Consider the following 13,651-nt stretch of genomic DNA (forward strand, 5'->3'; position numbering starts at 1 on the left):
GCGCGCCGCCCTGCGGTCAGGGCGCCGGTACGTGCACGTTCCGCCGCATCAGCCGCAGCGCGCCATAGACCAGCACCAGCGCCGCGAGCGAGATGGCGATCGCGCGCCATTCGGCGGCGGGCAGGGTGAACAGGATCGCGACCATGATCGCGGCGGCAACGAGTGGCACCGTGCCGCCGCCGGGCAATGCGAACGGTGCGCCGCGCTCGGCGACGCCGCGGCGCTGCAGGCGCCAGGCGGCCAGCGCCACCATGACGTAGACAAGACAGATCGCGCCGCCGGAGATCGCCGCGAGCTTGTCGAAGGTGCCGCCCACGGCGAGCACGCAGGCCAGCGCCGCATGCGCGGCCAGGCCCACGAGCGGCACGCGGTGCGAGGCGCTCACGCGCCCGAACGTGGCCGGCAGGTAGCCGTCGCGGCCCAGCGCGAAAAGAAGGCGCGAGGAGCCCAGCAGGTTGCCCAGCAGGAAGCCCGCCATCGAGACGCAGGCGGTGGCCAGCAGCAGGGTGCGGCCGGCGTCGAACAGCTGCCCGGCGGTGTCGGCCAGCGGCACGTCGCTGGTGGCCAGGCGTGCGCCCAGCAGACCCTGCCCGACGATCTGCAGGCCCAGGTACAGGGCGACCACCAGCAGGATCGCCACCAATGTCGCGCGCGGCACGTTCCTGGCCGGATCGTCCACCTCGCCCGACGGCACCAACGCGGTCTCCAGCCCCGAGTAGGCGAACATCACCAGCACCAGCGAGCCGCCCAGCGCGGCAAGCGAGGGCACATCATCCGGCGCGAAACTCACCTGGCTGCAGTCCACGAACGGCAGGCCCGCCAGCACGAGGATCACCAGCGGCGCCAGCTTGACGGTGGCGAGCGTGGCCACCGCGCGCGCGCCGAGCTTCACGCCGAAGGCGTTGAGCGCGAACAGCAGTACGTAGGTCGCGACGATCACGGCATTGCCCGCCGCTTCGCTGGCCAGCCCTGGCGCCAGGCTGCCCACCTGCTTGGCGAACGAGGCCGCCACCGCCGCGCTCGATGCGACGTGGCTGATCCACATCATCGCGCCGGCAAGGAACCCCACGAACGGCCCGAAGGCGACCGCACCATAGGTGTAAGGCCCGCCGGTGGCATGCGTGCGGCTGCCGGCCGCGGCAAAGCACAGCGCGATCGGCACGATGGCCAGCGCGCCGACGATCAGCGCCAGCGGCGCGGCGCGCCCGACCTGCTCGGCGAGCGCGCCGGGCATGCGGAAGATGCCGCCGCCGATGGTCGAGTTGATGACGGCGGCGGCGAGCGCGAAGACGCCGATGGCGCGCACCAGCGCGGCATCGCCCTGCAGGCTGCGGGAGGTGGGATCGGACATGTCCGGATCGTCTGTTGGAAACTGCGCGCAGCGTCGCACCTCCGGGCCCCGCGCTGCAGCCGGCCGCGTGGGACGCTGGGGTAGCATCGGCAGCCGACCCCGGAGTTCCCATGCGTCCCGCGTTCCTGACCGCCTCGCTGCTCGCGGCCCTTGCCGCCTCTTTCGCGCAGGACGCGCATGCCGCCGCCCGCCCCGAAGTGGACGCCGCCGCCCGCGACGTGGCCGACGCGGTCGTCGCCTGGCGCCGCGACTTCCACCAGTTCCCCGAACTCTCCAACCGCGAGGTGCGTACCTCGAAAAAGGTCGCCGAGGCGCTGCGGGCGATGGGCCTGAAGCCGCGCACCGGCATCGCCCACCACGGTGTGGTGGCGATCGTCGAGGGCGGCCGGCCCGGCCCGAAGCTCGCGCTGCGCGCCGACATGGACGCGCTCCCCGTCACCGAGCGCACCGGCCTGCCGTTCGCCTCGAAGGTGACCACCCAATTCAACGGCCAGACCACCGGCGTGATGCACGCCTGCGGGCACGACGCGCACACCGCGATCCTGCTGGGCATCGCGCAGTCGCTCATGAAGATGCGCGCACAGCTGCCGGGGCAGGTGATGCTGGTGTTCCAGCCGAGCGAGGAGGGCGCGCCGCTGGGGGAGAAGGGCGGCGCCTCGCTAATGCTGGAGGAGGGCCTGTTCCGCGACTTCAAGCCCGATGCGATCTTCGGCCTGCATGTGTTCTCCACGCTGCAGGTCGGGCAGGTCGCCGTGCGCCCGGGCCCGCTGATGGCCGGGTCCGACCGCTTCACCATCACCGTTAAGGGCCGGCAGACGCACGGCTCGCGCCCGTGGGGCGGCGTGGACCCGATCACCGCCGCCGCCGAGCTGGTGACCAGCACGCAGGCCATCGTCGCGCGCCGCACCGACATCGCCAGGCTCCCCGTCGTCGTGAGCTTCGGTGCGATCGACGGCGGCATCCGCTACAACATCATTCCCGACGAAGTGCGGATGATCGGCACCATCCGCACCTTCGACGAAGGCATGCGGCAGAAGGTGTTCGACGACCTGAAGAACGTCGCCACGCACGTCGCCGCCGCGCACGGCGCGACGGCCGACGCGCAGGTGCCGGACTCGCCGGGCAATCCGGTGACGTTCAACCACGTCGAACTCACCGCGCGGATGAAGCCCAGCCTCGCGGCCGTCGTGGGCGAGGCCAACCTGCTCGAGCCGCCGCTGCAGATGGGCGCGGAAGACTTCTCCTACTACGCGAAGGACGTGCCGGGCCTGTTCTGGTTCGTCGGTGCGACGTCCAAGGGCATCGACCCGGCGAAGGCACCGAGCAACCACTCGCCCGAGTTCCTGCTCGACGAGGGCGCGCTGGACGTGGGCCTGCGCACGATGCTGCAGGCCTCGCTGGACTTCCTCGAAGGCGGCGCGAAGTGAGCGACGTGCAGATCCCGCTCGGCCGCAGCGTGGACTACCCGCGCGAGTACGACGCCTCGCTGCTGTTTCCGATCCCGCGCGCGCAGGGCCGCGCCGCGCTCGGCGGCATGCCCCCCTTCACCGGGCACGACCGCTGGCACGCCTACGAACTGTCCTGGCTGGACCGCCGCGGCAAGCCGCACGTGGCCACGGCGACGCTGTGCGTGCCGGCGTCCTCGCCGAACCTGATCGAGTCCAAGTCGCTCAAGCTCTACCTCAACTCGTTCAACGCCACCGCCTTCGACGGCTACGAGCACGTGCGCGCACGCATCGCCGCCGACCTGTCGAACGCCGCCGGCGCCGAGGTCAGCGTGAACTTCGGCCTGCCGCCGGTGGACCGCCGCAGCCCGGCGATCCTGCTGGATGCGATCGAAACCGACATCACCTGCTACGGCCCGCCCGATGCCGGCCTGCTGGCGCTTTCGCGCGAAGGCGGCGAGGTGGAGGAGACGCTCACGTCCGCCCTGCTCAAGTCCAACTGCCCGGTCACCGGGCAGCCGGACTGGGCGCGCGTGACCCTCGCCTACCGCGGCCCGGCGCTCGACCATGCCAGCGTCCTGCGCTACCTCGTGTCCTTCCGCGACCACTGCGAGTTCCACGAGCAGTGCGTGGAGCGCATCTACGCCGACCTGCACCGCCTGCTGTCGCCCTCGATGCTGTCGGTCGAGGCGCGCTACACGCGGCGCGGCGGGCTGGACATCAACCCCTGGCGCGCCACGCCGGGCACGCCGGCGCCGGTGGCCGTACGCGACGAGCGGCAATGACGTAAGCGCCGCTTCACGGCGGCGTTCCGCCGCCTTAACGGGCGGGCTGGGAGGGTGGCGGCGTCCGACAGGAGGCCCCGTCCCATGACCCCGCAGACCCCCGATTTCTCGAACGTGCGCTCGGGCACCTCCTCGGCCCCGCGCACGTCGCCGGACTTCTCCGACGTGCGCAGCGGCAGCAGCACCGCCCAGGGCGGCGGCGGCTCCGGCGATGCCGCGGGCGCGCAGCGCTACACCGTCGAGGCCGGCGACACGCTGTCGCACATCGCCCGGCGCTTCTACGGCAAGGCCAGCCGCTGGCGCGCGATCTTCGAAGCCAACCGCGACCAGCTCGACGATCCCGACCTCATCCGGCCGGGCCAGGTGCTGCTGATCCCGGCCGATGACGACAACGACTGACAGGAGACCCCGCATGACCCGTACCGTGCCCCGCATCCTCGTCGTGGCCCTGGCGGCCGCCGCCACGCTGTCGGCCTGCAAGCGCGACGAGCCCGCGCCCGCACCCGCGCCGGCAGGCGACACCGCGCCGGTCGCAGGCGCGCCGGCGCCGCAGCCGATGCCGGAGGCCACGCCGCCGGCCGCGGCCGTGACCGACCTGCAGCTGGGCACCGCCGTCGGCGCCGACAACCGCGTGACCAGCCCCGCCACCTCCTTCCGCACCCGCGACACGCTCTACGCCTCGGTCAGCACCCCCGCCGACGCCAGCGGCACGCTGGGCGCGCGCTGGACCTACCTGGGCGCCGACGGCACTGCCGCGCCCACCGAGGTCGAGGTCCAGAACAAGGACCTGAGCGCCGGTACCGCCGCCACCCACGAGTTCCACGTCAGCAAGCCCGACGGCTGGCCGACCGGCCGTTACCGCGTGGAGATCACCCACAACGGCCAGGTCGTGCAGACGCGCGAGTTCGACGTGCGCTGACAGGCCGCCTTCGTCTCTCTCCGGCGCGGCTTCGGCCGCGCTTTTTTTTTTTGCCCCCGCCGCGCCGGGCACTACCATGGCCGCCCGCTCGCCCGCAGGAACCGCCATGAAAGCCGCCCCCACCCTCGACGACGCGCAGATCGAGCGCCTGTCCGACCTGCTCGACACGCGCGCGGTGCCGTTCAAGGGCTTCAACCTCGAGGCGCTGGACGGCTTCCTGACCGCGGTCGCGCTGGCGCCGGAGGCGATTGCGGCCGAGGAGTGGCAGCCGCTGGTCTGGGGCAAGCCGCCGCGCTGGGCCGACGAGGACGAGGCGCGCGAGGTCGCCCACCTGCTGGCCACGCATTCGGCCATGGCCGCCCAGCGCGTGCGCTTCGGCGACGAGGACCTGCCCGACGCCTACGCCCCGCTGCTGTGGCTGCCGGAGAACCTGGACGAGCACGAGGACGACGAGCTCGACGTCGGCCGCGACTGGGCCGCCGGCTTCTTCGCCGGCGTCGAGCTGCGCGAATCGGGCTGGGAAGCCTGGCTGGACGAGAACGACTGGATCGAGGAGATCTTCGACCTGCTCGATCGCCTCGCCTCCGGCGAGATCCTCGGCGAGGACCCCACGCAGCCGGGCGAGCCCATCGACTACAAGCAGCGCCTGGAGATCATCGGCAGCCTGCCGGGCATGCTCAACGACCTGCACCAGCACCGCATCCACGCGCTGACCCCGCGCGAGCCGCTTCGCCGCGCCGACACGCCCGAACGCAACGCGCCCTGCCCCTGCGGCAGCGGGAAGAAGTACAAGAAGTGCTGCGGGGCGGGCGCCTCCTGACGCTGGAAGGCGCCATCCGCTGCATCCGTTCCACCCGTTCCGTTCCGCTGCACCGATGCCGCTCCACCCCTGCCAGGCTTGCGGCGCCTGCTGCGCCAGCTACCGCGTCGCCTTCCACTGGTCCGAGGCCGATCCCGACACCGGCGGCGCCACGCCCGCCGGGCTCACCGAGCCGCTCGATCCGCACCGCGTGGTCATGCGCGGCACGCGGGCCGAGCCGGTTCGCTGCGTCGCGCTGCGCGGCGCGGTGGGCGTGGCCACGCACTGCACGATCTACCCGCAACGGCCCTCGCCCTGCCGCGAACTGGCCGCCAGCTGGGAGCAGGGCGAGCCGGTGGCGCAGTGCGACCGCGCGCGCCGGCGCCATGGCCTCGCACCCCTGACGCCCGCCGACTGGAACCCCGTTCCGGCCTGAAGCGCCGCCGCGCGCGGCCGCGTGGCCATACGCCATCGCAGGGAACGGTTGGCTGCTCATGCCCTGCGCGACTTTTGCCCGCACCGGTCGCAGACGCGACAATGCCCGGCCCACCGCCGCGCATCGCGGCGTCCACTGCCGGTCGCGTGCACTCCGGCCGCCCATTGCGAGAGCCCCATGTCGAACCCGCCTGCGATCCTCTACACGCTCACCGACGAAGCCCCGTTCCTCGCCACGGCCTCGCTGCTGCCGATCGTGGAGGCCTTTGCCGGTACCGCCGGGATCACGGTGGAGACACGCGACATCTCGCTCGCCGGCCGCATCCTCGCGCAGTTCCCCGACGTGCTCGGCGACAGGGCGGTGAGTGACGACCTCGCCGAGCTCGGCGAGCTGGCGAAGACGCCCGAAGCCAACATCATCAAGCTGCCCAACATCTCGGCCTCGGTCCCGCAGCTCAAGGCCGCGATCAGGGAGCTGCAGGCGCAGGGTTATCCGCTGCCGGACTACCCGGAAGAGCCGGCCACCGACGCCGAGCGTGAGACCAAGGCCCGCTACGACCGGGTCAAGGGCAGCGCGGTGAACCCGGTGCTGCGCGAGGGCAATTCCGACCGCCGCGCGCCGGCCTCGGTGAAGGCCTACGCACGCAAGCATCCGCACCGCATGGGCAAGTGGAGCGGCGAGTCGAAGTCGCACGTGGCGCACATGGACGGGGGCGACTTCTACGGCAGCGAGAAGTCGACCACGGTGGCGAACGCGACCAGCGCACGCATCGAGTTCGTGGGCGCCGATGGCGCCACGCGCGTGCTCAAGGAGAAGACCACGCTGCAGCCCGGCGAGGTGATCGACGCGGCCGTGCTGTCCACCACGAAGCTCGCGCGGTTCATCGACGCGCAGATCGACGACGCCAGGGCCCAGGGCGTGCTGTTCTCGCTGCACCTGAAGGCCACGATGATGAAGGTCTCCGACCCGATCCTGTTCGGCGTGGTGGTCAGGCGCTTCTACCGCGAGGCGCTGGAGAAGCACGCCGAGGTGCTCGAGCGCATCGGCTTCGATGCCAACAACGGCATCGGCGATCTCTATGCGCGCCTGCCGCAGCTCGACGAGGCCACGCGCGCGGCGATCGAGGCCGACATCCAGGCCGTGTACGCCAACCGCCCCGGCGTGGCCATGGTGAATTCCGACAAGGGCATCACCAACCTGCACGTGCCCAGCGACGTCATCGTCGACGCCTCGATGCCGGCGATGATCCGCGACAGCGGCTGCATGTGGAACGCCGAAGGCAGGCTGCAGGACACCAAGGCCGTCATCCCGGACCGGTCGTATGCCGGCATCTACCAGGCGGTGATCGAGGACTGCAAGGCGAACGGCGCGTTCGACCCGGCGACGATGGGCTCGGTGCCCAACGTCGGCCTAATGGCGCAGAAGGCCGAGGAATACGGCTCGCACGACAAGACCTTCCAGCTCGACGCCGCCGGCAGCGTGCGCGTGGTCGATGCCGACGGCAACGTGCTGCTCGAGCAGCCCGTCGAAGCCGGCGACATCTTCCGCATGTGCCAGACCAAGGACGCGCCGATCCGCGACTGGGTGCGCCTGGCCGTCGAGCGCGCGCGCCTGTCGGCCACGCCGGCGGTGTTCTGGCTCGATGCCCGGCGCGCGCACGACCGCGAACTGATCGCGAAGGTCGAGCGCTACCTGCAGGAGCACGACACCAACGGCCTGGACATCCGCATCCTGCCGCCGGTCGAGGCCATGAAGCTGTCGCTGCAGCGCATCCGCGCCGGCCAGGACACGATCTCGGTCACCGGCAACGTGCTGCGCGACTACCTCACCGACCTGTTCCCGATCATGGAGCTGGGCACGTCCGCGAAGATGCTGTCGATCGTGCCGCTGATGGCCGGCGGCGGCCTGTTCGAGACGGGCGCCGGCGGCAGCGCGCCCAAGCACGTGCAGCAGTTCGTCGAGGAGAACTATCTGCGCTGGGATTCCCTGGGCGAGTTCCTGGCGCTGGCGGCCTCGCTCGAGCACCTGGCGAACTTCGCCGGCAACCCGCGCGCGCAGGTACTGGCCGATGCGCTGGACCGCGCGAACGCGCAGATCCTCGACAACAACCGCTCGCCGGCGCGCAAGGTGGGCGAGCTCGACAACCGCGGCAGCCACTTCTACCTGGCGCAGTACTGGGCGCAGGCGCTGGCCGCGCAGACGGTCGACAGCGAGCTCGCCCAGCGCTTCGCGCCGGTCGCGAAGGCACTGACGGAGAACGAGGCGTCGATCCTGCGCGAGCTGGTCGAGGTGCAGGGCCGGCCGGTGGACATCGGCGGCTACTACAAGCCGGACCTTCGCAAGCTGGCCGCCGCGATGCGCCCGAGCGCGACGCTCAATGCGGTGATCGACGGCCTGCGGGCCTGAGGCCCATGGCCGGCGGCGCTCTCCCGCGCCGCCGGCCACCGCTCCCGACGCCTCACTCGAACACGGTTTCCTCGAAGTCCTGGTCCACCCAGCAGGGTGGCTCGGCCATGGCGGGCGCAGCGGCCTGCGCGGCAGCGGCGGGCGGTGGAGCCACGTCGCGCCAGCCGTAGCGGCGCGGCGAACGGCGGCCGAAGGTGGCGCACTGGCCCATCGAAGGCTCGGGCGCGATCAGCCCGTGGAGGACGAAGGTCTGCATGGCCGGCTTCCTGCGTTGGACTGCGCCCAGTCTGCGCACCGCGCATGACAGGACGATGCCCCGCAGGTTGCGCCGCGGTTTCAGCTTCGCGGCGGCCGTGGGGCGGCCGCAGTACCCTTGTCGCACCGTTCCGCGGAGTCTCCCGATGCGCCGTTCCCTGCTCGCATTGATGCTGCCCCTCGCCCTCGTCGCCTGCGCCTCCACCGGCGACGCCGGTCCGTCGATGGCCACCCATGCCACCGGTGCCGCGCTCGACCAGGCCATTGCCGGAGCGTGGCGCAGCCCGGAGAACCGCGCCCGCGACGCCTGGCGGCATCCGAAGGAAACGCTGTCGTTTTTCGGCGTGCGCCCGGACCAGACCGTTATCGAGATCACGCCCGGCGGCGGCTGGTACAGCGAGATTCTCGCGCCCTACCTGCGCGAGAACGGGCGCTACGTGGCGGCGGTGATCGATCCCGCGGGCGAGAGCAACGAGCGCGCCCGCGACTACTACGCCAAGGCGCGTGCCGACCTCGAGGCCAGGTTCGCGGCCGATCCGGCCCGCTTCGACCGCGTGCAGGTCGTGGCCTTCAACCCCAGGACGCCGGTGCTGGGCGCGCCCGCCTCGGCCGACGTCGTGCTGACCTTCCGCAACGTGCACAACTGGCGCATGGCCGGAAACGCCGAGGCCATGTTCAAGGCCTTTTTCGACGTGCTCCGGCCCGGCGGCGTACTGGGCGTGGTCGAGCACCGCGCCAGGGGCGACCTGCCCGCCACCGACCGCTCGGGCTACGTCGGACAGGCGCAGGTGGTCGCGATGGCGCAGGCGGCCGGCTTCGTGCTCGAGGCTTCGAGCGAGATCAACGCCAATCCGCGCGACACGAAGGACCATCCCAACGGCGTGTGGACGCTGCCGCCCACCAACCGCCACGACGCCGCGGATGCCGCGAAGTACCGCGCCATCGGCGAGAGCGACCGCATGACCCTGCGCTTCGTCAAGCCGCGTGGCTGAGGCGGCGCCGCACTGGGCCGGGCAGGCGCCGCTGGGGGCGGCGCGCTGGGAGCTGGTGCGCGTCACCCGCCGCGGCGTCGGCATGACGCTCGCGGCGGCGCTGTTCTGGCTGGCGATGGCGGGCGTGTCCGCGTTCGCCGGCCTGTCGCCGGGCGTGCTCGGTGCGTTCTTCGTGGTCGGCGTCGCCCTGGTGTATCCGGGCGGCTGGGCGCTCAACCGCGCGTTCGGTGGCGACCTCACCGCGCGTGGCAGCGCCTTCCGCGGCCTGGTGGGCGCGATCACGGCGGGGCAGCTGCTCGGCGCGCCGCTGGTGGTCGCCCTGCTGCTGCGCGATCCCGCACTGGTGGCCTTCGCGCTGGCGGCCATGCTGGGCGCGCATTTCCTGCCCTATGGCTGGCTCTACCGCGCGCCGGGCTATCACGCGCTGGGCCTGGCCAGCATCGCGCTCGCAACGCCGCTGCAGGCCGTGGCGGGTGCGCGCGCCAACGTGGCGATCGCGCTGGCCATGGCGGTGCTCTACCTCGCGGCCACCCTGCACGTGCATCGCCAGAACCAGCGCGACGGCCTGCGGCCCGCGCGGGCACGGGCGCCATGAGCGCGCCCGCTGCGCGCCTGCGGCCGCATGGACGCCGCGTGGCGCGATGCGGCATCCGACGTCGCGCGCTGCGAGCATGCTGATCGCCTTCAACAAGCCCTATGGCGTGCTCACGCAGTTCACCGACCGCAGCACGCCGCCGCGCCCCACGCTGGCCGGCTTCGGGCTGCCCCCGCGCGTCTACCCCGCAGGGCGCCTGGACCACGACAGCGAGGGGCTGTTGCTGCTCACCGACGACGGCCGGCTGGCCCACCGCCTCACCGACCCGCGGCACAAGCAGCCCAAGACCTACTGGGTGCAGGTGGAGGGCGATCCGCAGCCGATGCAGCTGGATGCACTGCGCCGCGGCGTGCTGCTCAACGACGGGCCGACCCGGCCGGCCAGCGTGCGCCGCATCCATCCGCCTCCGCTCTGGCCGCGCGATCCGCCCGTGCGTCATCGGCTCACCGTGCCCGATGCCTGGCTGGAGATCGCCATCACCGAGGGCCGCAACCGGCAGGTGCGCCGCATGACCGCAGCGGTGGGCCTGCCGACGCTGCGGCTGGTGCGCATCGCCATCGGCGCGCATCACCTGGATGACCTGGCGCCGGGTGACTGGCGCGTGGTCGATGACGTGCCGCCGCGCGCACGCCGTTGAACACGCCGCTGCAGCGGTGAACAGTTCACGAAAACTGAATAGGCGCCCTTCTATTTCCTGAATGCGCCTGTTAACCTCACGTGCCCCGCACTGCCCTTTTCGGGAATGCCGAACTCCTCGGCCACCCCCGCCCGGATCCTCGTGGTCGATGACCAGCCTGCGAACCTTCGCGTCGTGGGGATGCTGCTCTCGCGCCAGGGTTACCAGGTGGTCACCGCGGAGAACGGGCCGAAGGCGCTGGAGATCTGCGAGTCCGATCCGCCCGACCTCGTCCTGCTCGACATGATGATGCCGGGCATGGACGGCTTCCAGGTCATGGAGGAGATGCGCGCGGGCGCCGCGCCGCCGAGCCTGCCCGTGGTCTTCGTGACCGCCGCGCAGGATCGCGACCTGCTGCTGCGCGCCTTCGACGCCGGCGCGGTCGACTACGTCACCAAGCCGTTCCTGCCCGAGGAGCTGCTCGCGCGTGTGTCCGCGCACGTGGGCCTCAAGCTCACCCGCGATCGCCTCGAGCGCGTGGCGCGCGAGCGCGAGGAGCTGGTGAACCTGGTCGCGCACGACCTCAAGAACCCGCTGTCGTCGGTGCTGTTCGCCAGCGAGATGCTCATCAGCGGCGCCTGCAAGCCCGAGCGCGTGCCGCGCTACATGTCGATGATCCACGAGAGCGCCACGGACGCGCTGGGCTACATCCGCCAGTACCTGGAAAACAGCGGGCGCCGCCAGGAAGCCGATTCGGCCAGCCCGCGCGCGGGCCTTGCCGCCACGCTGCGCTGGCTGGCGCAGCGTTACGAGTTCCAGCTCGAGGCGCACGGCATCCAGGTGGACGTGCAGCTGCCCCCGGATGACATCCAGGTGGCGATCGACGAGCGCGTGCTGCGCCAGGTCAGCGAGAACCTCGTGACCAATGCGATGAAGTACGCGCCGAACGCACCGCTGACCCTGGCCGGCGTGCCGGGCGCGCCCGGCTACTGGCGCCTGGTCGTGTCCGACCGCGGTCCCGGGATTCCGCCCGCGCGGCAGCGCGAGCTCTTCAAGCCCTTCGTGCGCCTGCACGACGGGGACGATGGCCTGTCGTCGGGCCTGGGCCTGTCGCTGGCCAAGCAGCTCGTGCAGAACGCCGGCGGTCAGCTCTGGTACGAGGACCGCAAGAGCGGCGGCGCGCGCTTCGTGATCGAACTGCCGCAGGCCTGAGCGCACGCGGCGACGCCGCACCGGCCGGTGCGGCGTGAATGGATCGCCTGGCCGCGCTTCACCGCCGCTCTGACGGCAATGCGCGGCCGCAGCGCCTCAATGCTCGGTACGCGACTCGGTCGTGCTGCGCGAGCGCGAGCCCGTCGAGGCGCGGCGCGTGCGCGTCCCGCTGGAAGCGCGACGGCCACCGCGGCTGGTGGTCGCGGCGGTCGACTCGCCCTGGCGACGCGCGTCGACGCGGCGGGCCGACCCCTCGATGGCCTGGCCTTCGCCCCCCTGCGTGCGCTCGGCGCGGCGCTTGGCGGCATACCAGAGCAGACCGGCGCCAGCCAGCGTGGCCACTGCGACGACCGGATGGCGCCTGACGGCCATCAGGCCGACGCGGGCGCCAGACTTGAGCGCGCCGAGCTTGGCACCGGTGCTGAGCAGCGTGGAGGCCTTCGGGCCGAGCGTGCGCAGTGCATCGCCCGCGTGGCTGGCCATCTCGAGCGCGCGTTCGGGCAACAGATCCAACTTGTTCATGGGCCGTGTCCTGCGGGAAACCGACGGCCAGTCTCCGCCGGATTTCGTCGATGGGCCGTGAGAGCACGCGCCAGCGGCTGAATGGATGGCGAAGGCGGGCATCGACCGTCGATGCGCGCGGGCCTCGCGCGCCCGGCGTGCGCGGCACCCCCGCAGGGCTCGCCCCTGCTGCGCGGTCGCCGCCCCATGACGGCGGGGATTTCGGGGCGGCTGCCTTCGATCGGCTCAGGTGCCCCGCGGCTTGGCACGATGGGTGGCGGTGGCGGTCCAGGGATCGTCCGGCCAGGGGTGCTTGGGATAGCGGCCCTTCATTTCCTTCTTCACCTCCGGATACGTGCGCTCCCAGAAGCCGCGCAGGTCCTGGGTGACCTGCAGCGGACGGCCGGCGGGGGAGAGGAGGTGCAGGGTCAGCGGCACGCGGCCGTCGGCGATGCGCGGGGTGTCGGCCAGGCCGAAGAGTTCCTGCAGCTTGACCGCCAGCACGGGCGACGCCGGCTCGCCGTGGGCGTCGGTGGCGTAGGTGATCGCGCGCTCCATGCCCGAGGGCACGGCGATGCGGACGGGCGCGAGGGCGTCGATGCGCTGGCGCGTGGCCCAGTCGAGGCGCGATTTCAGCGCTTCGCCGAAGTCGGTTTCCGACAGCGCGTCCAGCCGCGTCCTGCCGGCCAGCGCGGGCTTAAGCCAGGCCTCGAGCGTGGCCAGCAGCGCGTCGTCGGACAGGTCGGGCAGCGCGTCGGCGAGTTCGGGCATCCACGCGCGCAGGCAGCGCACGCGCTCGCGCCACTGGCGCAGCCCATCGGCCCAGGGCAGGGCGTCCAGGCCGAGCTGGCGCACGGCGTCGACCAGCGCATCGGCATAGCGCGCGGGATCCGGGCGCGGCAACGGCCGCGCGTCGAGCACGATGCGGTCGAAGCGGCGCTCGCGCACCGCGGCGATCGCGCGCGCGCCGGCGTCCCAGACCACGCGGTCCTCGGTGACGAAGCGCTGCGGGAACTCGCGTTCCAGCCGCGCCTCGTCGAGCGGCACGGCCTGCAGGATGCGCGCGTCGCGCGGCTCGTCGCGCAGCTCGTTGACGACCAGCCAGGGCTCGCCGCGCAGCGCGCTGGCGTCGGACAGGCGCACCGTGCGGCCGGTGGCGAGCTGGTAGCGCAGCGGGTCGCTGGCGTGCCGGTGCGCGATGCGATCGGGGAAGGCGTGCAGCAGCACGTCGCCGAGCGCGTGCGCGGGAACGTGCGCGGGCGGCGCGGCGTCCACGCGCAGGCGGCGGCGCCACTGCCTGGCGGCCTGGTCGATCTGCGCGAGCGCGCCGCGCGAGGCC

The 13,651-nt window shown here is 72.3% G+C and carries 15 protein-coding genes; 11 read left to right on the forward strand and 4 right to left on the reverse strand.

Annotated elements, in window-relative coordinates; translation table 11 throughout:
- Positions 1 to 16: 16 nt before the first annotated feature.
- Entirely contained in the window at positions 17 to 1,351 is a 1,335-nt protein-coding gene (locus EYQ95_RS22490; RefSeq protein ID WP_165924827.1) for an APC family permease, read from the reverse strand.
- A 110-nt stretch (positions 1,352 to 1,461) separates the two neighbouring features.
- Here EYQ95_RS22490 and EYQ95_RS22495 point away from each other — a divergent pair, with 110 nt between their 5' ends.
- From EYQ95_RS22495 to EYQ95_RS22525, 7 genes are all read left to right on the forward strand, one after another.
- Positions 1,462 to 2,778, forward strand: a complete 1,317-nt coding sequence (locus EYQ95_RS22495; RefSeq protein WP_132330763.1) for an amidohydrolase — start codon at positions 1,462 to 1,464, stop codon at positions 2,776 to 2,778.
- Positions 2,775 to 3,581 carry an NADPH-dependent 7-cyano-7-deazaguanine reductase QueF gene (queF, locus tag EYQ95_RS22500; RefSeq protein WP_132330765.1) on the forward strand — a complete coding sequence of 269 codons (807 nt, stop codon included), beginning with the start codon at positions 2,775 to 2,777 and terminating at the stop codon, positions 3,579 to 3,581. Before EYQ95_RS22495 ends, queF begins: the two co-directional genes overlap by 4 nt.
- Positions 3,582 to 3,665: 84 nt before the next feature.
- A complete protein-coding gene (locus EYQ95_RS22505; RefSeq protein WP_132330767.1) occupies positions 3,666 to 3,980 on the forward strand; it encodes a LysM peptidoglycan-binding domain-containing protein in 315 nt (104 codons plus the stop codon).
- A 13-nt stretch (positions 3,981 to 3,993) separates the two neighbouring features.
- Positions 3,994 to 4,500 carry a hypothetical protein gene (locus tag EYQ95_RS22510; protein WP_132330769.1) on the forward strand — a complete coding sequence of 169 codons (507 nt, stop codon included), beginning with the start codon at positions 3,994 to 3,996 and terminating at the stop codon, positions 4,498 to 4,500.
- 106 nt (positions 4,501 to 4,606) lie between these two features.
- The gene (locus EYQ95_RS22515; protein WP_132330771.1) at positions 4,607 to 5,320 is read left to right on the forward strand and encodes a UPF0149 family protein; all 714 of its coding nucleotides are present in this window, start codon (positions 4,607 to 4,609) and stop codon (positions 5,318 to 5,320) included.
- 55 nt (positions 5,321 to 5,375) lie between these two features.
- Positions 5,376 to 5,735: a YkgJ family cysteine cluster protein gene (locus EYQ95_RS22520; protein ID WP_132330773.1), complete on the forward strand. Its 360-nt coding sequence runs from the start codon at positions 5,376 to 5,378 to the stop codon at positions 5,733 to 5,735.
- A gap of 177 nt (positions 5,736 to 5,912) precedes the next feature.
- Positions 5,913 to 8,141, forward strand: coding sequence for an NADP-dependent isocitrate dehydrogenase (locus tag EYQ95_RS22525; RefSeq protein ID WP_132330775.1), 2,229 nt, complete (start codon positions 5,913 to 5,915; stop codon positions 8,139 to 8,141).
- Between the two features lie 52 nt (positions 8,142 to 8,193).
- Here EYQ95_RS22525 and EYQ95_RS22530 read toward each other — a convergent pair whose 3' ends face one another.
- Positions 8,194 to 8,397, reverse strand: coding sequence for a hypothetical protein (locus EYQ95_RS22530; protein ID WP_132330777.1), 204 nt, complete (start codon positions 8,395 to 8,397; stop codon positions 8,194 to 8,196).
- A gap of 145 nt (positions 8,398 to 8,542) precedes the next feature.
- Between EYQ95_RS22530 and EYQ95_RS22535 the strand changes: the two genes are divergently transcribed.
- From EYQ95_RS22535 to EYQ95_RS22550, 4 genes are all read left to right on the forward strand, one after another.
- A complete protein-coding gene (locus tag EYQ95_RS22535) occupies positions 8,543 to 9,388 on the forward strand; it encodes a class I SAM-dependent methyltransferase (protein ID WP_165924828.1) in 846 nt (281 codons plus the stop codon).
- Complete coding sequence (locus EYQ95_RS22540; RefSeq protein ID WP_132330779.1) at positions 9,381 to 9,983, forward strand: hypothetical protein; 603 nt, start codon at positions 9,381 to 9,383, stop codon at positions 9,981 to 9,983. The genes EYQ95_RS22535 and EYQ95_RS22540 overlap by 8 nt, the downstream gene beginning before the upstream one ends.
- A gap of 76 nt (positions 9,984 to 10,059) precedes the next feature.
- The gene (locus EYQ95_RS22545) at positions 10,060 to 10,620 is read left to right on the forward strand and encodes a pseudouridine synthase (protein WP_132330781.1); all 561 of its coding nucleotides are present in this window, start codon (positions 10,060 to 10,062) and stop codon (positions 10,618 to 10,620) included.
- Positions 10,621 to 10,761: 141 nt separating this feature from the next.
- Entirely contained in the window at positions 10,762 to 11,811 is a 1,050-nt protein-coding gene (locus EYQ95_RS22550) for a hybrid sensor histidine kinase/response regulator (protein WP_165924829.1), read from the forward strand.
- A gap of 96 nt (positions 11,812 to 11,907) precedes the next feature.
- On the opposite strand, the gene EYQ95_RS22555 is transcribed toward EYQ95_RS22550, so the two are convergent.
- Both EYQ95_RS22555 and EYQ95_RS22560 read right to left on the reverse strand, forming a co-directional pair.
- Positions 11,908 to 12,333: a hypothetical protein gene (locus EYQ95_RS22555; protein WP_132330785.1), complete on the reverse strand. Its 426-nt coding sequence runs from the start codon at positions 12,331 to 12,333 to the stop codon at positions 11,908 to 11,910.
- A gap of 225 nt (positions 12,334 to 12,558) precedes the next feature.
- The coding region (locus tag EYQ95_RS22560) for an ATP-dependent helicase C-terminal domain-containing protein (protein ID WP_305792181.1) at positions 12,559 to 13,651 on the reverse strand (1,093 nt) is incomplete at its 5' end.

The organism is Lysobacter sp. N42, from assembly GCF_004344885.1.

Bases quoted from the DNA above. Each gene is read 5' to 3' on its own strand.
- EYQ95_RS22490 (WP_165924827.1), bottom strand. From the start codon at position 1,351: ATGTCCGATCCCACCTCCCGCAGCCTGCAGGGCGATGCCGCGCTGGTG.
- EYQ95_RS22495 (WP_132330763.1), top strand. From the start codon at position 1,462: ATGCGTCCCGCGTTCCTGACCGCCTCGCTGCTCGCGGCCCTTGCCGCC.
- EYQ95_RS22505 (WP_132330767.1), top strand. From the start codon at position 3,666: ATGACCCCGCAGACCCCCGATTTCTCGAACGTGCGCTCGGGCACCTCC.
- EYQ95_RS22510 (WP_132330769.1), top strand. From the start codon at position 3,994: ATGACCCGTACCGTGCCCCGCATCCTCGTCGTGGCCCTGGCGGCCGCC.
- EYQ95_RS22515 (WP_132330771.1), top strand. From the start codon at position 4,607: ATGAAAGCCGCCCCCACCCTCGACGACGCGCAGATCGAGCGCCTGTCC.
- EYQ95_RS22520 (WP_132330773.1), top strand. From the start codon at position 5,376: ATGCCGCTCCACCCCTGCCAGGCTTGCGGCGCCTGCTGCGCCAGCTAC.
- EYQ95_RS22525 (WP_132330775.1), top strand. From the start codon at position 5,913: ATGTCGAACCCGCCTGCGATCCTCTACACGCTCACCGACGAAGCCCCG.
- EYQ95_RS22530 (WP_132330777.1), bottom strand. From the start codon at position 8,397: ATGCAGACCTTCGTCCTCCACGGGCTGATCGCGCCCGAGCCTTCGATG.
- EYQ95_RS22535 (WP_165924828.1), top strand. From the start codon at position 8,543: ATGCGCCGTTCCCTGCTCGCATTGATGCTGCCCCTCGCCCTCGTCGCC.
- EYQ95_RS22545 (WP_132330781.1), top strand. From the start codon at position 10,060: ATGCTGATCGCCTTCAACAAGCCCTATGGCGTGCTCACGCAGTTCACC.
- EYQ95_RS22555 (WP_132330785.1), bottom strand. From the start codon at position 12,333: ATGAACAAGTTGGATCTGTTGCCCGAACGCGCGCTCGAGATGGCCAGC.